This is a genomic window from Brevibacillus sp. BC25 (assembly GCF_000282075.1).
In the GTDB taxonomy this organism is placed as follows: domain Bacteria; phylum Bacillota; class Bacilli; order Brevibacillales; family Brevibacillaceae; genus Brevibacillus.
In genome coordinates this window covers 270,551-291,272 of record NZ_AKIX01000028.1, presented here as the reverse complement: position 1 = coordinate 291,272, position 20,722 = coordinate 270,551, and the positions used below count along the sequence as shown (strand labels likewise).

Annotated in this window: 31 protein-coding genes; 29 read left to right on the top strand and 2 right to left on the bottom strand. The window is 44.9% G+C overall.

The annotated features are described in order from the left end of the window. Nucleotides 1-132: 132 nt before the first annotated feature. A complete protein-coding gene (locus PMI05_RS07700; RefSeq protein WP_007719586.1) occupies nucleotides 133-1,149 on the bottom strand; it encodes a hypothetical protein in 1,017 nt (338 codons plus the stop codon). A gap of 770 nt (nucleotides 1,150-1,919) precedes the next feature. Here PMI05_RS07700 and PMI05_RS07695 point away from each other — a divergent pair. Continuing rightward, a complete protein-coding gene (locus PMI05_RS07695) occupies nucleotides 1,920-2,258 on the top strand; it encodes a hypothetical protein (protein WP_007719581.1) in 339 nt (112 codons plus the stop codon). Nucleotides 2,259-2,726: 468 nt separating this feature from the next. On the opposite strand, the gene PMI05_RS07690 is transcribed toward PMI05_RS07695, so the two are convergent. After that, nucleotides 2,727-3,167: a hypothetical protein gene (locus PMI05_RS07690; RefSeq protein ID WP_007719578.1), complete on the bottom strand. Its 441-nt coding sequence runs from the start codon at nucleotides 3,165-3,167 to the stop codon at nucleotides 2,727-2,729. A 202-nt stretch (nucleotides 3,168-3,369) separates the two neighbouring features. Here PMI05_RS07690 and PMI05_RS30675 point away from each other — a divergent pair, with 202 nt between their 5' ends. The 28 genes from PMI05_RS30675 (at nucleotide 3,370) to PMI05_RS07565 (ending at nucleotide 20,718) form a co-directional block, all read left to right on the top strand. Continuing rightward, a complete protein-coding gene (locus tag PMI05_RS30675; RefSeq protein WP_007719576.1) occupies nucleotides 3,370-3,546 on the top strand; it encodes a hypothetical protein in 177 nt (58 codons plus the stop codon). Beyond that, entirely contained in the window at nucleotides 3,547-3,738 is a 192-nt protein-coding gene (locus tag PMI05_RS07685) for a hypothetical protein (protein ID WP_007719575.1), read from the top strand. It begins immediately after the preceding gene. A 32-nt stretch (nucleotides 3,739-3,770) separates the two neighbouring features. Beyond that, entirely contained in the window at nucleotides 3,771-4,034 is a 264-nt protein-coding gene (locus PMI05_RS07680) for a hypothetical protein (protein WP_007719574.1), read from the top strand. Beyond that, nucleotides 4,031-4,486, top strand: a complete 456-nt coding sequence (locus PMI05_RS07675) for an ASCH domain-containing protein (protein WP_007719573.1) — start codon at nucleotides 4,031-4,033, stop codon at nucleotides 4,484-4,486. The genes PMI05_RS07680 and PMI05_RS07675 overlap by 4 nt, the downstream gene beginning before the upstream one ends. Then, entirely contained in the window at nucleotides 4,479-4,601 is a 123-nt protein-coding gene (locus PMI05_RS31620; protein WP_007719571.1) for a hypothetical protein, read from the top strand. Before PMI05_RS07675 ends, PMI05_RS31620 begins: the two co-directional genes overlap by 8 nt. Further along, entirely contained in the window at nucleotides 4,585-5,013 is a 429-nt protein-coding gene (locus PMI05_RS07670) for a YopX family protein (protein WP_007719569.1), read from the top strand. Before PMI05_RS31620 ends, PMI05_RS07670 begins: the two co-directional genes overlap by 17 nt. Further along, on the top strand, nucleotides 5,013-5,420 hold the full coding sequence (locus PMI05_RS07665) for a YopX family protein (protein WP_007719567.1): 408 nt from the start codon (nucleotides 5,013-5,015) through the stop codon (nucleotides 5,418-5,420). Before PMI05_RS07670 ends, PMI05_RS07665 begins: the two co-directional genes overlap by 1 nt. Before the next feature lie 108 nt (nucleotides 5,421-5,528). Further along, nucleotides 5,529-6,251: a glycosyltransferase gene (locus PMI05_RS07660; RefSeq protein WP_007719565.1), complete on the top strand. Its 723-nt coding sequence runs from the start codon at nucleotides 5,529-5,531 to the stop codon at nucleotides 6,249-6,251. 121 nt (nucleotides 6,252-6,372) lie between these two features. Then, a complete protein-coding gene (locus PMI05_RS07655; RefSeq protein WP_007719555.1) occupies nucleotides 6,373-6,765 on the top strand; it encodes an ArpU family phage packaging/lysis transcriptional regulator in 393 nt (130 codons plus the stop codon). A 637-nt stretch (nucleotides 6,766-7,402) separates the two neighbouring features. Next, entirely contained in the window at nucleotides 7,403-7,852 is a 450-nt protein-coding gene (locus tag PMI05_RS07650; protein ID WP_007719549.1) for a hypothetical protein, read from the top strand. 30 nt (nucleotides 7,853-7,882) lie between these two features. Beyond that, nucleotides 7,883-8,377: a hypothetical protein gene (locus tag PMI05_RS07645; protein WP_007719546.1), complete on the top strand. Its 495-nt coding sequence runs from the start codon at nucleotides 7,883-7,885 to the stop codon at nucleotides 8,375-8,377. A gap of 219 nt (nucleotides 8,378-8,596) precedes the next feature. Further along, entirely contained in the window at nucleotides 8,597-9,106 is a 510-nt protein-coding gene (locus PMI05_RS07640; protein ID WP_007719543.1) for a ParB N-terminal domain-containing protein, read from the top strand. Continuing rightward, entirely contained in the window at nucleotides 9,103-9,711 is a 609-nt protein-coding gene (locus PMI05_RS07635; RefSeq protein ID WP_007719541.1) for a hypothetical protein, read from the top strand. Before PMI05_RS07640 ends, PMI05_RS07635 begins: the two co-directional genes overlap by 4 nt. Before the next feature lie 125 nt (nucleotides 9,712-9,836). Then, entirely contained in the window at nucleotides 9,837-10,055 is a 219-nt protein-coding gene (locus PMI05_RS07630; RefSeq protein ID WP_007719539.1) for a hypothetical protein, read from the top strand. A 653-nt stretch (nucleotides 10,056-10,708) separates the two neighbouring features. Beyond that, nucleotides 10,709-11,530, top strand: a complete 822-nt coding sequence (gene terS, locus PMI05_RS07625) for a phage terminase small subunit (RefSeq protein ID WP_007719537.1) — start codon at nucleotides 10,709-10,711, stop codon at nucleotides 11,528-11,530. Further along, on the top strand, nucleotides 11,511-12,920 hold the full coding sequence (locus PMI05_RS07620; protein WP_007719536.1) for a terminase large subunit domain-containing protein: 1,410 nt from the start codon (nucleotides 11,511-11,513) through the stop codon (nucleotides 12,918-12,920). Before terS ends, PMI05_RS07620 begins: the two co-directional genes overlap by 20 nt. A gap of 24 nt (nucleotides 12,921-12,944) precedes the next feature. Beyond that, a complete protein-coding gene (locus tag PMI05_RS07615) occupies nucleotides 12,945-14,489 on the top strand; it encodes a phage portal protein (protein WP_007719534.1) in 1,545 nt (514 codons plus the stop codon). Continuing rightward, nucleotides 14,486-15,394 carry a minor capsid protein gene (locus PMI05_RS07610; RefSeq protein ID WP_007719533.1) on the top strand — a complete coding sequence of 303 codons (909 nt, stop codon included), beginning with the start codon at nucleotides 14,486-14,488 and terminating at the stop codon, nucleotides 15,392-15,394. Before PMI05_RS07615 ends, PMI05_RS07610 begins: the two co-directional genes overlap by 4 nt. A gap of 55 nt (nucleotides 15,395-15,449) precedes the next feature. Further along, entirely contained in the window at nucleotides 15,450-15,662 is a 213-nt protein-coding gene (locus PMI05_RS07605; protein ID WP_007719532.1) for a ribosomal-processing cysteine protease Prp, read from the top strand. Beyond that, nucleotides 15,659-16,318 carry a hypothetical protein gene (locus PMI05_RS07600; RefSeq protein WP_007719530.1) on the top strand — a complete coding sequence of 220 codons (660 nt, stop codon included), beginning with the start codon at nucleotides 15,659-15,661 and terminating at the stop codon, nucleotides 16,316-16,318. Before PMI05_RS07605 ends, PMI05_RS07600 begins: the two co-directional genes overlap by 4 nt. 14 nt (nucleotides 16,319-16,332) lie before the next feature. Next, nucleotides 16,333-17,304 carry a phage major capsid protein gene (locus tag PMI05_RS07595; RefSeq protein ID WP_007719528.1) on the top strand — a complete coding sequence of 324 codons (972 nt, stop codon included), beginning with the start codon at nucleotides 16,333-16,335 and terminating at the stop codon, nucleotides 17,302-17,304. A gap of 23 nt (nucleotides 17,305-17,327) precedes the next feature. Beyond that, nucleotides 17,328-17,501: a hypothetical protein gene (locus PMI05_RS31005; RefSeq protein WP_007719527.1), complete on the top strand. Its 174-nt coding sequence runs from the start codon at nucleotides 17,328-17,330 to the stop codon at nucleotides 17,499-17,501. After that, nucleotides 17,482-17,799 carry a hypothetical protein gene (locus PMI05_RS07590; RefSeq protein ID WP_007719526.1) on the top strand — a complete coding sequence of 106 codons (318 nt, stop codon included), beginning with the start codon at nucleotides 17,482-17,484 and terminating at the stop codon, nucleotides 17,797-17,799. Before PMI05_RS31005 ends, PMI05_RS07590 begins: the two co-directional genes overlap by 20 nt. Beyond that, nucleotides 17,787-18,173 (top strand): hypothetical protein, encoded by a 387-nt coding sequence (locus PMI05_RS07585; RefSeq protein WP_007719524.1) that lies wholly within the window; start codon nucleotides 17,787-17,789, stop codon nucleotides 18,171-18,173. The genes PMI05_RS07590 and PMI05_RS07585 overlap by 13 nt, the downstream gene beginning before the upstream one ends. Further along, nucleotides 18,173-18,667 (top strand): HK97 gp10 family phage protein, encoded by a 495-nt coding sequence (locus tag PMI05_RS07580; protein WP_007719522.1) that lies wholly within the window; start codon nucleotides 18,173-18,175, stop codon nucleotides 18,665-18,667. Before PMI05_RS07585 ends, PMI05_RS07580 begins: the two co-directional genes overlap by 1 nt. Continuing rightward, nucleotides 18,660-19,154 carry a hypothetical protein gene (locus PMI05_RS07575; RefSeq protein ID WP_007719520.1) on the top strand — a complete coding sequence of 165 codons (495 nt, stop codon included), beginning with the start codon at nucleotides 18,660-18,662 and terminating at the stop codon, nucleotides 19,152-19,154. Before PMI05_RS07580 ends, PMI05_RS07575 begins: the two co-directional genes overlap by 8 nt. After that, nucleotides 19,117-19,302, top strand: coding sequence for a hypothetical protein (locus PMI05_RS07570; protein WP_007719518.1), 186 nt, complete (start codon nucleotides 19,117-19,119; stop codon nucleotides 19,300-19,302). Before PMI05_RS07575 ends, PMI05_RS07570 begins: the two co-directional genes overlap by 38 nt. After that, nucleotides 19,303-20,718 (top strand): phage tail sheath N-terminal beta-sandwich domain-containing protein, encoded by a 1,416-nt coding sequence (locus PMI05_RS07565; protein ID WP_007719513.1) that lies wholly within the window; start codon nucleotides 19,303-19,305, stop codon nucleotides 20,716-20,718. It begins immediately after the preceding gene. Nucleotides 20,719-20,722 lie beyond the last annotated feature (4 nt).

The following is a 20,722-nucleotide window of genomic DNA, read 5'->3' as shown; positions in this document are numbered from 1 at the left end:
AGGAGACGGAAGAAATGCATCCGTTTGTGGCTGGTGATAAAGTTGAACACCCGGAATTAGGCCAGGGAGTAGTCATACAATGGCAGCCCGCCAAGCTACTTGTTAAGTGGGAGATAGGGCGCATATTGCTCATTATGTTGGGCAATGTTCGTAAGGGCCGTCAATTATTTTACACAGATTTGGTATCCTTTGTGTTTCGTCTTCATAGCCAATGACACATGTCTCTACCTTAACTGGGATTGTATCATTGTATGTAGGATCATTAATGTCCTTTGGGTGGTGATATCCAAGATTATGCATTAATTCATGGAATGTTGTTTGTGTGAATGCAATGTCACTAAGTGAATCGATAAGATCAACATTAAACCAAATTCCTTTACAGCCGGGATATGCAAATGCATAAGCAGTCGGATCAGAAGAGTCTGCATTGTGAACTAGCATTTCGCTATAGTACATTTCTTTAAGCTTAGTGGTATCACTTTCTGTTAATACTGCACATGAATTTCTGGCTAGGATAGAACAAATAACATTATGCGCTTTTCTTATTCGTGCTTCAAAAGAAGGATCAGAAAAATTGTAACGAAAATTTGTGAGATGGTTAAGTCTCCATTCAGGTACACTTTTTCTTTCAAAGTAGTCTTTTTTGAACAAAAATAGCCTACGATGCTCGTCTTTTAAGTGGCAGTCTAAGAAACCACCAGCAAAATTATTTGCAACGGCATAATGGTCAACAATACTAAAAGCGGTAAGCATATCTCCCCAATGATTTATTAAGCGTGGTAAGCCAAGTTCGTTCCAGTGGATAAGTTTTGTTTCTACTGACTCAGGATTTAGTAATATTGCAGCTGCAGTTGAATTATGAAATTCATGAACAGGAAAGGCAGTAACGTATGCCTTATTTCCATCATAGATATCTGAACCTTGAAATCGCTCATGAAGAAAAATCATAGCGGAATCGTTTTGATGTATATCGGAAAACGAAGTCATCCTACCTGCTGCTTCTTTTACAAAAATTAAATCAAGACTGTTATCCGATTTAAACTTTAAAACCGGAAATGCCCCAATTGCTTCGGTCTCATTCCCATCAATGAATCTATGGGCACGTCTAAAAGTAGTATCAACATCATGTTCCCTCCAGACTCTCGTCATGGTCTTTCCTCCCTACCACATATTAGGGATAGTTTTTACTACGGACACCAATTTATTCTCTCTAAGGTTCTAACTGTAATCTTACGCGCAACTGTTAGGGATACTAATGAAAATACTACTGCTGAGGTAGGGAAGTGAGTCAATGAACGGCTCTATTAACAAAAAATATACCGTTCGAGTGGTTTCATCTTAATGGAGAAAGTCAGAAGTGGTTTGAAAATCAGATAAAGGAACATGGATGGAAAAGGGTTCGCAAGGGATGGGATTTGCACGAAACGTTACGACTTAACTTGATGTGTAGGGAGTAGCTGGCACAAGCTACTCCTGGATAAAGATGCGTAGAGTGATCACCAAGGGACTGGTGGTGGTGGTGGAGGATCATCACTTATAGGAGGAATCGTTGGTGGTTTAGGATTTATTCCAGGTGGTGAATCTGGTGGTGCATTCGGTGGCTTCAATACAGGTGGTTCCCAAGGAGGTGGAGTAGGTTGAGGTACTGCACCGGGTGGTGGGAATACTGGATTTGGTAATTGAAAGTCAGGTGGACGGGGAGAATTAGAATTTGGATTTTGATTTGATGGTGTCAAACAGAAATACCTCCTTTTTTTTAGCATCTGGTGATGGAAAGGAAATTATACAAAGTAGTTAGGGAGGAAAGTTGAATGTCTGAAACGACAAACTGCCGTTATTGTGGGCACAACATAGATCCTGGAATCGCTCTTCATAACACTGGCAAGCCAGACGTTTGCGACAATTGCGCCATCTAAGAGATGGAAAAGCGTAGAAAGGAACAAGAACGTGTCATTGAAATGCTGGCAACGAAGGTGATGGGATGGGAAAAGCATGAAGTAGAGCTGGACCTAACCGATGGAGGGACGCAAAAGTTCTTCGACTCTTGGAAGATGAATGGAATTGAGGTTGCAACTCACTGGCGCCCACTCCACAACATAGCCGATGCGTGGATGATCGTAGAGAAGTTCAAAACATTGCGAGAAACTAACTATTTGGCGTACCTAGTCTTTTATGAGAGCATCCCAAGTAGCATTTATGCCATAACCCCGAGAACAATTTGTGACGCTGCTTTGGAAGCTTTGAATGTGGTTGATTAACAAATCGGTAATTGAGGAAAAAGGTCCAATTATCTACTTAGGACAAAACAAAAACCCACTGTCGCCAGTGAGTTTATACTTTAAAAACTTATAATTTTTTAGTAGCAGAAATCATAAGAATTTCCGCATCCTAGATAGCTGCACATAATCACAGTCAATGGTGGAAGGTCTCCTTGTACTTGATTTACGAATTTCACCTGGACATCTAAATCAAACAAATCTTGTTTTTGCATTGTTAGCCCCTCCTAATAATGTAGTTATATTTACAATAAACGGTAATACAAAAACGGTTTTTAGTAAAGTGCATGAATAGATATTTAGTTTTGTAGAGAGTACGGATGGTGAAGCCGTTACTTCGAAATGGGTAACACAACACACGATTTGATAAATTAGGTGAGCAAGCGGCAAGCTCAGTGCTTAAAAAAAATACCCCCGGATTATACCGAGGGCCGTTGATGGATACTTCTTTTACTTCTTCTTGGTTATTTCCAGTTTGACACCTTTTGTTGGTTCTACAGCTAACGTTAGTGGCATGAGGGTATTTTTTAATGTAACCACATCCCCAGCGTTTAAAGTCAGCTCAACACTATCGGTTACTTCACCTGGGACTACAAGGATGGTGGTTTTCTTAGCAATACCGTTTACAGTAAGTGCTATCTGACCACCTGGAGGAGGAAATCCAGCAGTAATGTTAACGCTGTAATCAAACTGGTAATCGCCAGATTCACTCACGATAATCGCTGCTGTTCCTGGCTGATGAATCACACCATTTAAATTTTCGCTAGAGCTGAAAGGAATATCAAGCCCAGTGAAAATCATGTTCGTACTGCTGTTTGCTAAATAATAGAAACTGCCAACCACAATTTCGCTATTCTCGACTTGTCCCCTTCTGTTTTTGAGGGGTTTCATTCGAGCCTACACCGTGCGGGCGACTTTCATCGCACACGGCGTGCCATCAACGAATAAGAAAGAAAATTTACAATGGGCAATTTCATCCTATCAAACTCGTCTCACAAAATTCTCACAAAAAACTCGTAAATGTTCTAGAACGATAAATACCAGCAATGCAGCATTTGACAAAACAATCGATGTGATAAATAGGAGGACTTGTATGGATGAGTCAATGAAGAAAGAAATTGAAATGGTCAAGCAGCGTGACAGATGTGAGGATTGTGTGTGGCAAGGTAACATCGATTTCTATTGTGATGATTGTAGACTTGCTGAAAACGGGAGATATTTTGACCCTAATATGTTTTTGCCACGGACTCGTAAAGCGGAGGTCGTCTAAATGAAACGTGAAATGTCAGAAAACCTTAAAAACATTACTATCGGACAAGTTTTGGAGTATCGAAAACAGAGGCAAGAAGCAAAAACGATGGGGGAATTCAAGGCTTTGGGCAGGGAAATCCGAGACAGGCACGGACTAACGGATAGGGAAGCAATCGCTTTGCTTAGCCTAGAGATTGATATCCAAGTTTAACAAAACATTACTTGTGAGAAGGACGGTGCAATATGAAATCTGAGGCAATCGTTCGAGAAATAACACAAATGACGGATCAAGCAAAGACGATGGGCGAGCTGCACGAGCTGCTGAACACTATCGCTTATACAATCGGCGGAATGGTTTGCCACTTTGATCAAGATGAGCGGTCAAAGGTGATTATTGGCCTGACTGAATCAATTGGTTTAGGGCTGATGTACACATCAAAGTCGCTAGGTGAGCCTTGCAGCATTGAAATGGTAGTGGGGAGACGAGAAAAGGAGGAAACCTCTTGAAAGCCATAACCATCCACCAGCCGTGGGCAACGCTGATCGCCCTCGGGGAAAAACGATTTGAGACACGAAGCTGGTCAACTAGGTATCGCGGGCCAATCGCGATCCACGCCGCTAAGAAAGTGGACAAGGATATTTGCTTGGAGGAGCCTTTCCGCAGCGTGCTGGCTAAACATGGGTACACCGTAGATAATCTTCCAACTGGTGCAGTGGTTGCAATTGCAAACCTCACTGAGTGCTGGCGTAGTTTAGGTGAGGGGTATTTGAGTGGCGTGCCAATTCTCCAGAATGGGATAAAAGGTCAAACAAAACAGATAAGTCCCCAGGAGGATTCGTTTGGATGGTTTGAATCGGGACGGTACGCCTGGGAAATGACAGACGTAAAGCAAATCGATCCGGTGCCAGCAAAAGGGCAACAAGGGCTATGGAATTGGGGAGGGGAACGGGATGTCTGAATTAGACAACATGCCAGATGTATGTAAGAGTTGCCCGGAAAACTACTATTGCAGCTTAAAACCGGATATGTGGAATTGCGAAGCAGAGGAGGAGCAGGATGCAAGCAGGACGTGAGATAAAGTTCCGGGTATGGGACGGCGTTTTACAATACATGATTTATTCGGAGGAATCACGATCCATCAGTAGTTTTTTCGCTGATGTTGAAGGAAAAGAAAAAATGAATGTCATGCAATTCACTGGTCTCCGCGACAAAAACGGAAAAGAGATTTTCGAAGGAGATATCTTGAAGCAAAATTACAGGGCTGAAACTGGTAGTTACGATGATCGGATATCATACGAAGGCCATCATATCGGACCTGTAATCATTACAGCAAGCAAAGGTGTATGCATGAAGAATCCGCTTTGCTACTCAGTTGAAACAGACGAAATTAATCGGTCAAGACAGTACAAAAACGTTGCGAGCTACCGTTGTGAAATCATCGGTAATAAATTCTCAAATCCTGAACTGCTGGAGGTGGGTAAATAATGCAATCAAGACGGGTTGTTAAGTTCCGAGCATGGGACCCAGATCGTGAAAAGATGATGCATCCGATGGTTCTGAATTGGTGGCAGGATGAAGGTACGCTAGCATTCCGAAGCGAGTTCATTGACAAAGAAGAACCGCATGAGTGCACTTCAAAATACTTGGACGAAGTGAATTTACTGCAATACACAGGATTGCGTGACAAGAACGGTAAGGAGATTTATGAGGGAGACATCGTTCATGTCCCGGATCATGATTGGAACGGCTATGTCATGTTCACAGGCGATTGCCAGTATGCGTTGAAAGGAAAGACTGTATTGGGTAATGACGGATATCTTTTATTCACCCAGATTTACATAAATAAGTGCGAAGTCATCGGTAACATCTACGAGAACCCTGAGCTCCTATAAGGTTAATAACAAAAGAGAAAATTGTATGTTTTCCATGTAGAGTTGTACCTTTCCCTCTTATAGGAGTTTGCATAAAGTATAGCAAACTTTCAAAAAGGGGGATGAGCGATGAGGAAAAATAAAAACAGCATTCGTGGCGGAGTTTCCATTATTACTTGCACGAACCGACCACATTTTTTTAATAATATCATCGCTAATTATAAGACCCAGTTGTTTCGGGTAAAAGAGTTGGTAATTGTGATTAATAAAGATAGCATGAGCTTGGAAAAATACCGAAAAAAAGTGCGGGGATATAAGAACATTTCTATCTACAAAGTTCCAGAAAGGGTCTCTTTGGGCAGATGCTTAAATTATGCGGTCAGCAAAACGAAATACCAATTTATCGCAAAGTTCGATGATGACGATTACTACTCACCATATTATTTAAAACAGCAAATGAATGATCTTCATCGTACAGGAGCTGACATTGTTGGGAAGCGGGCATATATGGCTTATCTCCAAGCAAGAAAGCTACTAATTTTACGTTTCCCTAAACAGCAGAATAAGTTCTTAGGGGCGCTTGCAGGGGGAACCATATTATTTAGAAAACGTGTATTCAACCGAGTACGTTTTGCTAACGTTTCACTAGGGGAAGATGGAAGATTTATAAGAGCCAGCCGAGCCAGAGGCTATAAAATTTACGCTTCTGCTCCTCGTAATTACATTGCGGTTCGTAGAAAAAACAAAAAGAGTCATACATGGACCGCTGGAGACAGATATCTAATGTCGGGAAGTCGGGTTCTGGCGAAATCGATTCGGTTACGTAAACTCTCTTCCCGAAAAATAATCTAGCAGATGAACAAGATTAGGAATCAAAATAGTATTTCAAAAAAATAGCCCCCCAGCAGGGAGCCCGTAAATATGTTCGGCAAAAACATTATAGCATGGGCTGCCACGAGGGGGAATCTGGAAAATGAGCGCACAGGTACAGGAACAACTGTCATTTCTGCAACCAGTAAATGAAACAGAAGTCAGAAAGGCCGTTGCGAAGGAATTGAAAAAATACAAAGCCCTCCGTGTTGCTGTCCAAAACAAACAGGAGCTTCAAGCGAAGGGTATAAGTCAGTTGTTTCCACGCCTTCAACAGACGGAAACGACAAGTGAGTTGAAGGCACGCCAAATCGAACGAGCGCTACAATACTCGTTGGATGAGGTAGAACGCCAGATTATCGAAGAAAAGTACCTCAGCACTTCACAGGTGAAGGATATCAATGTCTATTTAGATTTGGGCCTGACTAAAGACCAGTATTATCCGAAAAAGAAAGAAGCTATTTTTCAAATTGCTACGGCACTCGGGATGATCTGAGTGCCTTTTTCATTCAAAAAGGTCGATAAAATCCCGATAAAATACCGCACAAATTAACGGATAAAAGGCAGGACGATTTGAAATGCCTGAATCGGTAATCTTGAGTCAAGAGCAAGCGACATCGGCTCTTGGGAGATACCGCCTATCCCTTATCAATGGTGTACCTGAGCGAATCTATGGGTGATGACGAATGTGACCTTACGAGAGGGGGATATTCTGAGCCTGAACGCACCAGTTGCGGCGAGCGTAGCAGGGAACCATGCAATTATCTTTCATTGTATGCATTACAGCGGTTTTCAAGTTTTGGGAACCCCTCTCGGAGCTTTAGGAAATCGCGAATTACTCTGCTGGGATTTACCGGACAGGGGAAAACATGCGAGGCATACGGCTCCGGCCTCTCGCCCCTTGTCCTGTATCTCTCATAATCGTTACGCCGATCCTGCCCTAAGAGTGTAGAGGATTTTTTCCGGTAAGCAGGGGCAAATGCTTATTGATTGTTCTGCACCGCCTCCGAAAGTCTGTGACCGCAACAGGCAAAAGGATTGGCTCGCGGCGGAGGCCCCTGCCGAAGTAAGTGGGGTTTCCTATAGACAAACTGAGTCACCTTCAATCAAAATAAAGTACGGAGGGTGATTTTATGGAATTGTTCGAAATCGTTGTCTCTTTTGGTGTTGGGGTTGTTTCTGGGTTGGTATCAGGGGTTATTGTCGCAAAGTACTACAAGAAAAAAGAAACTGAAGACGCATTTATTTTATCTTTATTCGAGGAAAAACAAAAAACTGCAAGATATCTTCAAGGGTTACAATTAGAACTTAAGATCATTTCTGAGGCTTTAAATAAAAATGAAGTCCCAGATCTTTCTGAAATTCGTAGGCAATTAGCGAATCCACCAAGAACACCTACTTTTGGAAGTGAAAAGATATCGGAAGTATCTAAAACGAGAATAAGTACAAAAATTGATATAGTTACTAAAGTAAAAGATTCTATAGATAGTGGTGAATTAAACACAAAAATCCTATTTTTGTTAGACAGAGAGTTGTTCAGAGCGCAGATAGAAGTGTTGGAAATAGAAACAGTAAAGAAATGACACTACTCTATTGGGGGTGGGTGAAATGTAGTGCGCCAGTTTGTTGACTCAGTTTCAGGAGAAATTTTCTATACCGAGGAAGTGCTGCGCCGGTCGGACGAGATTGTAAAAGTATTTCGACCTGTAGGCCGCAGCTCAAAATTCGTGAAGATCAAAGCCAGCCAAAAGGCAAAGCGACGGCTCAGAAAGCTGTCACTCGCTGAGGCTGGCTTTTTGTTGAAAATCGCTCCATATGCCAGCGAGGGAACTAACCTCTTGCAGGGTGATAATGAGCGCGGACAAAAGGGGATGCCACTTACCGTCAAAGACCTTGCCCGCATCGCAGACTGCTCCTATCCAACAGCACGTAGGATCGTGAAGACATTCGTGGAGCTGCACATAATGCGTCGAACTGACTTGGAAGGACGGTCAGCATTGGCAATCAATCCACTGTATTCTCTCAACGGGAAGACAGCAGAAGCGTGGCTCCTGCACCTATTCAGCCAGGAGATTACAGAGGCAGGAGAAGACCCAAATTTAGACTAGGGGGTCGCCAGAAGCCAACAGCCAGCCAAGTCATGAAGCTCTAAACCTCAACCAGATTTTTTGCGGTGAAAGAAAACATATACTTTTCTACTGGAATAGTAGTCGTTTCATTACACCCCCAAAATACGGAACCAGCCCAACAGCATCAAGGCATACAGCAATTAAAGGGCTGGCAATATTCTTAATTCTTACTTTATCGCCACGAAGGAGCTGAACAGCATGGACATACGGAAAATATCAGTCTCTAAAATTAACCCAGCACCGTATAACCCACGGGTAGATTTGCAGCCGGGTCACCCCGAATATGAGAAGCTGAAACGATCCATTCAAGAGTTTGGCTACGTCGAGCCACTGGTATGGAATGAGCAAACAGGTAATCTCGTCGGCGGGCACCAACGCTTTAAAATCCTTGTAGAGCAAGGAGCATCTGAAATAGAGGTTTCTGTTGTGTCCTTGGATGAAATCCAAGAGAAGGTTTTGAACGTTGCATTGAACAAGATTAGCGGTGATTGGGACACAGATGCTCTCACGCAATTGCTTGTTGAATTGCAGCAGGAAGGGGTAGACATTGCTTTATCGGGCTTTGATGATGTAGACCTCAAGCAAATGGTCGGAGAGATTGAGATACCGAATTTCGAAGCTGGCACAGAAGAAGACCAAGGGGATTTAGGGGTTCTGAATTCAAAACTGGTGAAGTGTCCGCACTGCGGAGAGGAGTTTGAACATTGACGCAGTTAAAAGTGGCTTGGGCAACCTATGAAGCGGCGAAATTTGCTTGTGAAAACTTCCACTATAGCAAATCTCTCCCTGCTGGGAAGCTAGTGAAAATAGGAGCCTGGGAAGATGACAAGTTCATTGGAGTTGTTATTTTTAGTCGTGGAGCCAATAGCAGGATCGGTTCACCTTACGGCTTGACCCAAACAGAATGTTGCGAATTGACAAGGGTTGCGCTTACCAATCACAAGTCATTCGTGTCTGAAATATTGGCAAAGGCAATCAAATTCTTGAAAGAGCAGTCCCCCAATGTTCAATTGATAGTGAGTTATGCAGATGTAGAACAAAATCATCATGGCGGAATATATCAAGCAACCAACTGGATTTATGAAGGGAAGACAGAAGGTGAACGATACTTTGTCATCCATGGGAAAAAAACTCACGGGAAATCAATTCATTCGAGGTATGGGAAGGGAAGCCAACGATTGGATTGGATCAGAAAGAATATTGATTCCCATGCTGAAAACTACACAACACAAGGAAAACATAAATACCTCATGCCATTAAACAAGAAAATGCGTAAAAAGCTTCTAGCTTTGCATAAACCTTATCCAAAATAAAAAGGGAGACGCGTCAACGTCCCCCTGATCACCCCGGCTGAGATAGTGGAAACCCGTGCGCACGGAATCCAAAAGCCACTATCTCGTCATCCATCATAACATGGAAAGCCGAGGGTGTCACAGCTATGAACAACAGTGAAATTGACAAAGATGCGCTACTTTTACAACATGAAGCCCAAATATTGCAGCAAATCATGGAGTCGAGAGCCCAGTATCGTAAGGTAGTACAAGCAGCTATCGCTCAGTGGGTCAAAGAACTGAAAGCTGGCGAAATCAAGATACAAACTGTAGATGATTTCCGAAAGCTCGTTGAGATGGACTTGGAATTGCTCAAAGGCGAGTGAGATGGTGTCAATAAGGTAGCTACGTATTATTCGAGTGAGTACCCATCCAACTACTTTGAGAATGACAGAAATGAATTTGTCCTTGCCAGAGTTCTTAGTTTTAGCTTGGTTTTTTTGCATAATAGAATCAATCCCCTTATTTATATTTTTGGTCTTCCCTCAGTAACAATCGTTCTTGTAAGGCTGGGCGTTGCGAAGAAAATGAATTTTTTCTCGATGGTGATAAAGACCCTCTCCTTTCATAGGTTTAATGTCGCAAAGCAGATGAGTTTGTGACTTTCAGAGGAGTAAAAGTTTTTTAATCTCCCTATTCCTTAAAGAGCCGCCAACGCTGCTCGTTATACCGATTTGGCAACTCAGGTAAAACAACTCAGACTCTACGGTGCAGGAGGCTCATAATCGAGTTCTAAAGGTGATTGGCTATACACAGGCGGGATACACCAACAAAACGCAAAATAGGGACGATTCTGACGGTCTGTCGACCTGTCTGATTGTCCCTCTACTCCTAAAGCGTTTAGGCGACCTGAATTTTTTCGACTTGCATACTGATATAGCAGTGGTTACAGAGTCAGTACCACATACGAGCCCTTCGGATTCCAAGATTCCAAGGGTTCTTTCTTTTATCCAAATCAAAGGCGGTGAGGTGAAATGTAATGGCAAGAGAACGAAGTCCAAACCGCAACAAAGCATTCGAGCTGTGGCAGGATAGCGGCGGAGAAATACCGTTGAAAGAGATTGCCCAAAAGTTGGGTGTCTCTGACTCTCAAGTTCGCAAGTGGAAGAATCAAGACAAATGGGACGAGAATCTCAAAGGTAACGTTACCCATGAGAAAAGTAATGTGATCAATGAATCGAAAGGTAACGTTACCAATCGCGGCGGAGCACCAAAGGGAAACAAAAACGCCCTTGGCAATCGCGGCGGACAGGGTGCCCCCAAAGGAAACAGGTATGCTGTTGGCAACAATGGCGGCGCACCATTACAGAATCAGAACGCCATTAAAACAGGTGAGTATGAAACCATCTGGCTTGATACCCTTGACGATGAAGAACGCGAACTTTACGAGCAAATTGACCTCGATCCATTGGCTCAAGCAAATGAGCAGATTCGTTTTTTTAGTATCAGGGAACGTCGGATGATGATACGGATTCGAAAGTTTACGGAAGGGTTAACGGAGAAACAACGTCGTGTCTTGCAGAAGAGACTCTCCATCAAAGACCCGATCAAAGTTGATGATGAGAAAACAGGCGGGACCAAAACAGTTGTTCTAACACGCGAGGAATTGGTAACAGCAGAAATTGAAGAGACAGAGTATCGAGCAATTGAAGATATCCTGGCAGTTGAAGAAGCACTGACCAGAGTCCAAGACAAAAAATTGAAGGCAATACAGCTCAAAGCACAATTGTTGAGCAACGGCGGCGGTCCTGAGAAACAGATCACCGTCCGGAGGTGGTCACGTGACAAGTCTGGAACTTGACCTCGATCCATTCGCGGATTGGACACCTCATGAAAAACAAATTGAAGTTATGGAATGCGATGCCCGAAACGTAGTCATGAACTGTGGTCGTCGTGGTGGTAAAACGAACGTGGGCGCCCGCAAGTTTTTTGATAAAGTCCTTTCAGATATTGAGGCAGACAAGGGTTTGCCATACAAGCCCCCTCGGAATCTGAAAGTGATGAAGAAGCCTAAGCCAAGGCTTGAATACTGGTGTGTGTCTCCGACATATTCCATGTCAGAGATTCAGCAGGAAGAGCTGGGTGCGGTCATTCCAGAAGAAATGATCGAGAGCTGGGATTTATCCAAGAATCGGGTGTGGCTGAAAGGGTACATTCTCATTCAGTTTAAATCTGCCGACAACCCGAAGACGCTAGTCGGTAAAGGGCTGGATGGCGTGTGGCTTGATGAGGCTTCCAAGATGAAGGAGCAGACTTGGAGCGGATATCTCTCTTATGCTCTCGCTGATAAAGGCGGCTGGAGCGTTTGGACGACTACGCCTGAGGGAATGAACTGGTTTTATCATGACATCGTATTGAACGGGCAGCACACGCAGGCAGGCGGTCAACTGGACGAATATCGTAATGACCCTGAATGGTGGAATTTTTACTGGACGAGCAAAGACAATCCGCTGCCAGAATTACAAAAGAATATTCAGCGCATGATTGAAACCATGCCGAAACGATATGTGGACCGGGAGATTTTCGCCCGGTTCGATGTGTTTTTTGGGCAGGTTTATGAAGAGTTTAATCGTTCGATTCATGTCGTACCGCGCGCGCTTTGCGAACAGAAGTTCAAAGATGGACATTTTGTTCACATTGAGGCGGGCAAGGACTGGGGCTTTACGAACCCCGGCGTTACTCTTGTTGGGGCAATGACTGCAAATGGCGAGTTGTGGATCGTGGATGCGATCTATAAGGCTCAGATGGAGATTCTTGTTCCCGGCAGTTCAGATTGCTGGGTGGCTCAAGACAAGGAGCTCATGAAGAAATGGAGAATCAGCCGATTTTGGTGCGACTCAGAGAACGCCAGTAACATCAAGACGTACCTGACCAATGGTTTGCCAGCCAAGGCAGCACAGAAGCACGTAAAAGAAGGGATACGGGCTGTCTCTATTTTGTTCAAAGTGAAGAGTGACAACGGCAGGCCAAACATTTTCATTTCTGATCACTTGAAAGAAGTCATCCAAGAGTTGACCAACTATCGTTATCCAGAGGGTACTACTGGTGATAGTGCTGAGGTGCCATTAAAAGAAAATGACCATGCAATGGATTCATTGCGATATCTGGTTTGGAACAGCAAGGTGTTCCGTCAGTTTCTTATCAGTCGTTTCAAAGTTATCCCTTGGAAAATACCTGAAAAAGCATCATGAGAAAAATGAAGGGGGTGAGAAATCATGCAAACGATGCTTTTGGAGCAGTTTTACGAAGAGAACAAAGCTAATAATTCATGGCGTTGGGTATCAGACCTGATAAAAAAGCACAAGACGAAGGACTACTCGCTCATGCGGAAGTATGTCGATGGAGACCAGGACATTCTCTACAAGCAGGAGGAAAAGGGCAAACCGAATAACAAAATCGTCTTAAATTTTGCTCGGAAAATTATCGATTTCGGTACTTCATACATTGCTAGTAACCCTATTCGCTTTTCTGCCAATGAGGCAGGAACAGACGTGGAAGAATACGTTAAAAAGCTGCAAGCTGTCCTGATGGCTAATGATGAAGAGAGCTTGTCTTATGACATCATTGAGGACGGGTCAATCGATGGTGAAGTATTCGAATACTATTACTTTGACGAGGATGGCCAGATTTGCATTGCCGAGTTCAAGGCGGACGAGTGTATCGCTGTGTATGACACCACCGTTAAGGCGAAGCTCATTGCTGTCATTCGCTACTACACATTGACGGATGCCACTAAGAACACTAAGACCATGTTGGTTGAAGTATACGACGAACAAGAGATCACGTATCTTCGACAAGAAGGCTCAGCGCTCATATTGGACACTGGTCGTGAAGAGAATCCGGCGTTACACAACATCACGGTTCAGATAAAGGACCAGGACGGTAAGGTTCAACAAAAGGCTGTTGTCCCATGGACGCACTACGTCAATCGACGGCGGAAGCATCAGCAAAACCGCGATGATGGGATGGTTGAGGGGATGGGCGATTTGTCAGACCTGAAGCATCTTATGGACGCGATTAATAAGGCTGTCACTGGTAAGGTAGATGTGCAGGAATACTTCAAGAATCCGAAAGTGCTGTTTGAGGACCTCGATTTGGACGATTTGATTCTTTACGATCCAGAAGGGAACCTAATCACCGATGTGGAGAAGAAAAAACAGTACCTAGCAAAGATGTGGTCCACGTCTCAGATTCTTGTCGGCGGAAAGGCGGTGCCAATCACTTGGGATCTGCAAGACCAGCACGAAGAGAATACGATCAATCGTCTGATTGAATCCATTCTCGATCAAACGGGAACACCGCACCTGCGGCCTGATCAAGTGGGAACAGCGGCGTCAGGAATTGCACTAAAGCTACTCTTTTACCACGCCGACATTAAAGCAGGTATCAAGATGCGTCAGTACGGCAAGGGATTCCGTAACCGAATTCGCATTCTTACTGGCATGTTGAATCAGAAATATCGTATGCAATGGGATTATCAGGCTGTCGACGTGAAGTTCGCGAAGAACATGCCGGTAAACTTAGTGGAAATGGTGGAGATCGTAACAAAGCTAGTTGGTCAGTTGTCCCATGAGGAAAGGCTGGCTCTATTGCCGTTTGTAGATGATCCGCAGGCATCCCGTCAAAAGTTGCTGGATGAGCAAGTCGAAGAAGCTGAGCGCAGAATGAGGATGCTGGACCCTGATGCTTTAGAAGACGAGGAGCCTCCAGAAGATGACCCACCGCCTGATGGCGAGCCTACTGAAGGTGTAGCGGCATGAGCAGAGAGGAACGTTATCAAGAGGAACTGGAAGCGAGACTCGAAAAGCATGGGGTCAAATTAAAAAAGCTGTTCTCCAAAGCCAATAAAAGCATTGTGCAAGAAATTACTGACCTCTACGCTCGATTTGCTGAAAGCGGAGAAGAATTAGTGTCCTTGATATATAATGCCGCACGTCTCGACCACATCATGACAAGTATAAAAACTATCCTGCACACTCTCCGCATAGAAGAAGAGCAGCAGTTGCGAATTACATGGGGAGAAGAGTACAAGCTCAGCCTATTCCATCATCTCTATTTTCTTGAACAGGATGCACAAGTAGAGGTTCGGCTTCCACAGATCAATACCGGGATGGTGCTTGCTGTATTGGAGCGACCATGGAAAGGCAGGCATTTTTCCAAGCGGATTCGCATGCGTACTGACCTGTTGGCGGCAGCAATGGAGGATGTAATCACGCAGGGCGCAGCTCAGGGATGGGGTGTGACCCGAACAGCTAAGGAAATAACGAAAAGGACAAAAGAGAGTTGGTCAAGCGCCCAGCGCCTTGCTCGTACAGAAATAAACCGGGCTGCTGCCCAAGGGCAAACGATGGCTTACCAAGCCAATTCAGATATTGTGAGCGAAAAGGAGTTTTGTGCCACATTGGACAAGCGTACTTCTTCTGAGTGCCGCAAGCTGGACGGTAAAAGATATCCGCTTGATTATGACACGGCCGACAATCCAGGGCGTGAGGGTGAACGTATACCTAATCATCCTAATTGCCGATCGTATTGGCGGCCTGTCATGAAATCGAAGGTCTTGGAGAAGCTGGAACGCGAGCGCTCTTACCGGATTGATCAGGAGAGAGGCTACACTTCAGCACGCACCTATAAAGAATGGGCAGAGGCAAAAGGATTGCCCCAGTAGCATCACATTGAAATCGTGGTGTTTTTTTTATTGCCTGAAAGGAGGCGAGATCGATGTGATCAAGATTCAAGCGTATCTGGACGACGGTGAAATGAAAATACATGCCGTTGGACATGCGAATTATGCCGAGCATGGAAAGGACATTGTTTGCGCTGGAATTTCTACTATCATGCAAACCGCGTTGTTGGGAATTCAAGCAATAGCACAGCAATATCCTGAACATGTTTCACTTGAAATTCAAAACGAGGAAGGGGAAGGTACGAAGTGAAAAAGTCACAATGGTTATTTCGCTTGCAACGATTCAATGATGGAGGAGGGGAAGGTGGGCAAGGTGGTAACGATGGAGGCGGTGGTTCCGGTGGAGCTGCTGGAGCAAATGACGGAGGCGCACAACAAAATGGTGGCGGCGATAAGGGCGGGGAAAGTAAGCCTGCGGTAGCGTTTGGCTCTAAAGAGGAATATGATAGCGCCCTTCAAGGTGCAGTCAGTGACTTCCTCAAAGGGCTGGGGATTGAAAAGGCTGACGATTTAAAAGGAATCGTTGATTCCCATAAGCAAAAGCAGGAGGCTGAAAAGTCGGCTGAACAAAAGCTCATTGAACGTGATACCGATTTGAAAACTGCCAATAGCACGATCCAAAGCATGCGCGTTGAGAATGCCTTCACCTTGGAAGCAATCAAGCAGGGGGTTGACCCGGACAAACTGTCTGATGCCATTCGTCTGGCTGATCTGTCTAAGGTCGAGGTGACAGATGCAGGAAAGGTAAAGAACATTGATAAGTATGTTACTGAACTCATCACTTCTAAACCGTGGTTGAAGTCAGATGAAACGCCGCGGGGAACAACTCCTGGAGCAAGGCCACCCGCCAATGAAAAGTCTACCATTCCAAATATCTCAGACCTGCGTAAATTGCAGCGAATCTAAGGAGGAAATCATTCATGGTACAAAAAACGAAAACACCCATCTTCCGCTTTAACCTACAGCGATTCAATGGAGCAGGAGTAATTCTCAGTAGCAGTTTAAGTGGACTTATCCCAGAAGAGACGTCGCAAGAAATCATCAAGGATGTGGTGCGGGGTTCGACGATCCTTAAGCTGGCTCAACTAGAGCCAATGACAACAGAAACAAAGAAAATTCCGGTGTTCTTGGATAAGCCCGGCGCATATTGGGTGGGTGAGGGTGAACGTATCAAAACATCTAGTGCACGGTGGACACAGGTTACATTGACAGCAAAGAAACTGGCAGTCATTATCCCTTTGACCAAGGAAGCGCTGAATCGTTCCAGAGTTGATGTCTTTGAAGAACTAAAGCCTTATGTGGTGGAAGCCTTTTATACCAAACTGGACGCGGCAACAATCATGGGAACGGAGACGCCATTTACATCTGACATTCTCACTGCTGCTACAAAGGCAGGCAATAGCTTTACCCGTGGTTCCGTGTCTGGTCAGAACTTGGCAGACGATGTAAATAGTGTGATGGCACTCATTGAAGCAGACGACCAGGAGCCCCGCGCTTTTGCCGCACACAATGGCTTGAAATCCTCGTTACGCGGTTTGAAAAATAGCAACGGTGATCCACTTTACCTGACAAGTGTTCGTGAAGGCGTCACAGAAGATTCCCTTTACTCCTTGCCGATTGAATACAGCCGTAACGGAGCCTGGGACAAGACGAAGGCGGACCTGATTGCAGGTGATTTCAAAAAGGCGAAGGTCGGTATTCTCAAAGACATCGAATATGAAATCTTGAAAGAGGCTACCTTGCAAAGCATTTCAGGTGCGGATGGGAAGCCTCTTTCTCTTGCAGAGCAAGACATGGTTGCATTGAAAGCTACGTTCCAAGTTGCTTTCCTTGTTATCAAAGAAGGGGCATTTGGTGTCCTTCGACCAACTGGATTTGTACCTACGCCTTAATTACCTAAAAGGAGCGATCATTCATGAAAAAACAAAATGATCTACTGACAATCACTGGTGGCAAGGACAAGAAAAAAATAAAAGTGACGCGGAAAGCATTTGAAGTCGTGTATGAACCATTGGGATACAAGCTGGAAGATGACCCTGTTGCAGATGAAGAGACGCCGGTGAATACCGATGGCAATTCTGACAAGTAGTGAGCTGATCGGTTTTTATGCTGAATTTGCTTCGTGGGAACTGAGCCGTCTTGATCCAGTCATTCTACGGGCGAATGTTTATGTGGAGGGGCATGTGACGATACCTGAACCTGTCCCTCTTGAATTGAAATTGGCCGTTGCAATGGTGGTCAAAGACATGGCCCAAGATCGACGATTGAGCAGTACCAAGCAAGGGGATTATCAGGAGACGTTTTCCTATGTGAGCAATGACCCCAAAGTCGAAGGTATTCTGAAAAAATATAGCAAGAACAGGGGGCAGAAGCTGTGGATGATCTAACCGAATATAAACGGCTTCTGTGCCACTCTTTTACCCTTCTGGATGTCGGGGGGGAACCTGACTCTTTCACTGGGGGAAAAGACCGCTCAGAATGGCTTCCTGTTGTTCAGCAAGTGCCTTGCAGGGTGTCCGGTTCCCCCGGTCGCATTCAACAGCTTACAGGGCGACAGGCGACGCCTCACGACTCACTCATGCACACCTTGTACGCAAATTTAAAAGCGGGTATGCGAATCCAAATAGAGCAACCTGAATTCACAGGCAGCCTGTATAAAGTCAGTCTCCCTTATCCTGTGTATGGCGCTGAAAGCTTACATCATTACGAAGTAGTGATTACAATGATCGATCCTGCCACGGGAGAGGAACCTGAAATCTGATGGCAAAGGTTGATAAGAGAGACCTGGAGCGTATGTACAAACGTTTGAAAAAGCATAACAAACGTGAAGTACAGGTTTCTATGGATCGGGTTGCCCGTATGGCTGGTATGCAGGTGTTGCGGGGAGCTCAAGATAGGGTTCCAGTACGGGATGGGATTCTTCGTGCTTCTCTGGTTATTGGTCACAAGGAAAATGTATTTGATTTGGTCCTAAGTGGGCTTCGAGCTGAAATCACGGTAGGCTCCAACCTGTCATATGCGCGTTACGTGGAAGAAGGGTTCACTCAGAGGAAAGGGCAATTTGTGCCGGGATACTGGGATCGAGAAAAATTCATCTATGTCCCTGATCATCCAGACGGCATGATCTTGAAAGGGAAGCGTTTTCCCGGTGTTCACTATCTTGCGAGATCGACAGCAGAGGTTGAGTCGATCATGGATGAGTTGGTAAAAGAAGAGCTAGATGATTTAGCTAGGAGGCTGTTTCCTGATGGGTGATGATGTGCTGTCTGTACGACACTGGCTATTTTCTCTGACGGGTATTCAAACAGAGAACCTTTCTGTGCCCAAGGACTTTAAACGGACTATGTGGTTTGTAGAAGAGCCATTTCGTATTCCGGAGCCACGGCGTGCTGATGCCTACCGAGAGAAAGGGACGATGAACTTTGTTCTGATGGCAAAGGATGCTGAACAACTCTTGTCTCTCTCTATATGTGTCAGGCAAGACCTTGCAGATCGTCGATGGACTCTTCCGCTCTACGGCACCGACAAGCAACAGGTAGGATATTTACGAGAATGTCGTTTGACCATGAGTAAGCCTGATAACCTCGATCGATCGTTTGAATTGAAATACACCGTATATATCCCGTATACTCCGGTGGTTTACGACCCGTTAGAAGTGATTCATAGACGTTACGATGAATCATTGAGGAAAGGAGGCAAGCCTCATGTCTCGCAAACAGGAGCAGGAAAAACCAGCTTATAAAAAAGAGCAAATCTTGAAGGTAGCAGAGCAAAAGTTCGGGTTAAACCGAACCGAAGCCATTGCTACCTTTTTTGATGCACCAGACGAGATGACTGTCGATCAAGCAGAGGAATTCGTGAAGAAATTCAAAGAAAGGACAGTGATGTAAATGGCTGGACAATATCAGTTGGGAGAAAACAAGGTCTTATCCGGTGTTTACTCCTTTTTGAAGTCATTCATCAAAGAGCAAACGACAATCGGCAATCGTGGAAAGCTTGCGTTACCAATCGTCGCAGATTGGGGACCGATCGGGGAATTTGTAACAGTCCGATCCAAGTCTTCCGCTGAGAAAATCTTTGGAGTCACAGAAGCGTTTAATTTGATTTGGGCAGCTAACCCTTATCCAACAGAGGTGTTGCTGTGCCGCGTGGCAGGGGATAATGCGGCCGTCGCAAGTGTGGCTTTGAAGAGTGCTGCAACCGATGTTCTACTTGTGGAAGCCAAGTACAAAGGCGAGGCAGGCAACAATTTGAAAGTCGTCGTGCAGCCAAGCTTGTTGGATGCTACCAAAACAGAGTTGCTGATCTATCGTGGAGCTGAGCTGGTGGACAGTCGTGCAGCGAAGACGGTGGATGAACTGGTTCAGGCTTTCAATGATAGTGAGTTCGTGGTCTTGAAAAAGATAGCTGATACGCTTCCCGAAGCAACTGCAGGTGTAAGCCTGATTGGAGGTAACAGCGGAACAAGCGTAGAGGCGACAAAATACACCGCCTATCAAAGCGCGCTGGCTACTCAAAAAGGCAAGTATAGTGTGTTTACTCTTGGGATTGCTGATCCTGCCCTAAATGCGGCAGCGGAAGACTGGACTAAACAGCAAAACGTGGTGGGTAATTACATCAAGTTTGTTTTCGGCGGCGATGAAACAAGGGATAAAAACAAGCAAACCATCATGAAAGCATCTACCGATGTGAACCACATGGCTGTTGTCAATGTAGGAAGTGGAGCACGTTGGAAAGGCAACACCTATGCGAGTTCAAAAGTGGCAATTTACATTGCATCCCTGATGGCTTCACTGCCTCTTAATTACACGATGGCATTGTACATTACGCCATTTGAATCCTTAACACATGAGTGGGACCCGGATGCGGACTTAATCGAAATGGTGCAAGCTGGCGTACTCATGCTGAACATGGACAATCGGCAGGTTATCATCCAGGAGCCTGTAAATACCCTGACTATTCCGGGGCCTGATCAGTCAAAAGATTACGGAAAGATTCGAGTGGCTGACACCTTCCACACCATTCTCCATGCAGAAGAGGAAGCAGGAAAGGAGTGGATTCGTCAGCAGCCAAACAGCAACAGTCCTGCCCGCCGCGCTGCCTTTTGCCAGATGATGAAGCAAGAAGTTTTCAGACCCCTTGCCACGCTGGAAGTCATCGCGAATGATTACGAATTCATCGAAGACCCGGAATATCACGGGGATGATCCGATTTACACACCTGCGCGTAATGCGGGTCATTTCATTTCTGGCTTCCGCCATCAAGATGCGCTCGAAAAAATTTATATCTACAACAAAGCGAAGTGAGGTG

What these genes read in the sequence shown, in the direction of transcription:
- PMI05_RS07700 (WP_007719586.1), bottom strand. Translation starts at nt 1,149, where the DNA reads ATGACGAGAGTCTGGAGGGAACATGATGTTGATACTACTTTTAGACGT.
- PMI05_RS07695 (WP_007719581.1), top strand. Translation starts at nt 1,920, where the DNA reads ATGGAAAAGCGTAGAAAGGAACAAGAACGTGTCATTGAAATGCTGGCA.
- PMI05_RS07690 (WP_007719578.1), bottom strand. Translation starts at nt 3,167, where the DNA reads ATGAAACCCCTCAAAAACAGAAGGGGACAAGTCGAGAATAGCGAAATT.
- PMI05_RS30675 (WP_007719576.1), top strand. Translation starts at nt 3,370, where the DNA reads ATGGATGAGTCAATGAAGAAAGAAATTGAAATGGTCAAGCAGCGTGAC.
- PMI05_RS07685 (WP_007719575.1), top strand. Translation starts at nt 3,547, where the DNA reads ATGAAACGTGAAATGTCAGAAAACCTTAAAAACATTACTATCGGACAA.
- PMI05_RS07680 (WP_007719574.1), top strand. Translation starts at nt 3,771, where the DNA reads ATGAAATCTGAGGCAATCGTTCGAGAAATAACACAAATGACGGATCAA.
- PMI05_RS31620 (WP_007719571.1), top strand. Translation starts at nt 4,479, where the DNA reads ATGTCTGAATTAGACAACATGCCAGATGTATGTAAGAGTTGCCCGGAA.
- PMI05_RS07670 (WP_007719569.1), top strand. Translation starts at nt 4,585, where the DNA reads ATGCAAGCAGGACGTGAGATAAAGTTCCGGGTATGGGACGGCGTTTTA.
- PMI05_RS07665 (WP_007719567.1), top strand. Translation starts at nt 5,013, where the DNA reads ATGCAATCAAGACGGGTTGTTAAGTTCCGAGCATGGGACCCAGATCGT.
- PMI05_RS07660 (WP_007719565.1), top strand. Translation starts at nt 5,529, where the DNA reads ATGAGGAAAAATAAAAACAGCATTCGTGGCGGAGTTTCCATTATTACT.
- PMI05_RS07655 (WP_007719555.1), top strand. Translation starts at nt 6,373, where the DNA reads ATGAGCGCACAGGTACAGGAACAACTGTCATTTCTGCAACCAGTAAAT.
- PMI05_RS07650 (WP_007719549.1), top strand. Translation starts at nt 7,403, where the DNA reads ATGGAATTGTTCGAAATCGTTGTCTCTTTTGGTGTTGGGGTTGTTTCT.
- PMI05_RS07640 (WP_007719543.1), top strand. Translation starts at nt 8,597, where the DNA reads ATGGACATACGGAAAATATCAGTCTCTAAAATTAACCCAGCACCGTAT.
- PMI05_RS07630 (WP_007719539.1), top strand. Translation starts at nt 9,837, where the DNA reads ATGAACAACAGTGAAATTGACAAAGATGCGCTACTTTTACAACATGAA.
- terS (WP_007719537.1), top strand. Translation starts at nt 10,709, where the DNA reads ATGGCAAGAGAACGAAGTCCAAACCGCAACAAAGCATTCGAGCTGTGG.
- PMI05_RS07615 (WP_007719534.1), top strand. Translation starts at nt 12,945, where the DNA reads ATGCAAACGATGCTTTTGGAGCAGTTTTACGAAGAGAACAAAGCTAAT.
- PMI05_RS07610 (WP_007719533.1), top strand. Translation starts at nt 14,486, where the DNA reads ATGAGCAGAGAGGAACGTTATCAAGAGGAACTGGAAGCGAGACTCGAA.
- PMI05_RS07595 (WP_007719528.1), top strand. Translation starts at nt 16,333, where the DNA reads ATGGTACAAAAAACGAAAACACCCATCTTCCGCTTTAACCTACAGCGA.
- PMI05_RS31005 (WP_007719527.1), top strand. Translation starts at nt 17,328, where the DNA reads ATGAAAAAACAAAATGATCTACTGACAATCACTGGTGGCAAGGACAAG.
- PMI05_RS07590 (WP_007719526.1), top strand. Translation starts at nt 17,482, where the DNA reads ATGGCAATTCTGACAAGTAGTGAGCTGATCGGTTTTTATGCTGAATTT.
- PMI05_RS07580 (WP_007719522.1), top strand. Translation starts at nt 18,173, where the DNA reads ATGGCAAAGGTTGATAAGAGAGACCTGGAGCGTATGTACAAACGTTTG.
- PMI05_RS07575 (WP_007719520.1), top strand. Translation starts at nt 18,660, where the DNA reads ATGGGTGATGATGTGCTGTCTGTACGACACTGGCTATTTTCTCTGACG.
- PMI05_RS07570 (WP_007719518.1), top strand. Translation starts at nt 19,117, where the DNA reads ATGTCTCGCAAACAGGAGCAGGAAAAACCAGCTTATAAAAAAGAGCAA.
- PMI05_RS07565 (WP_007719513.1), top strand. Translation starts at nt 19,303, where the DNA reads ATGGCTGGACAATATCAGTTGGGAGAAAACAAGGTCTTATCCGGTGTT.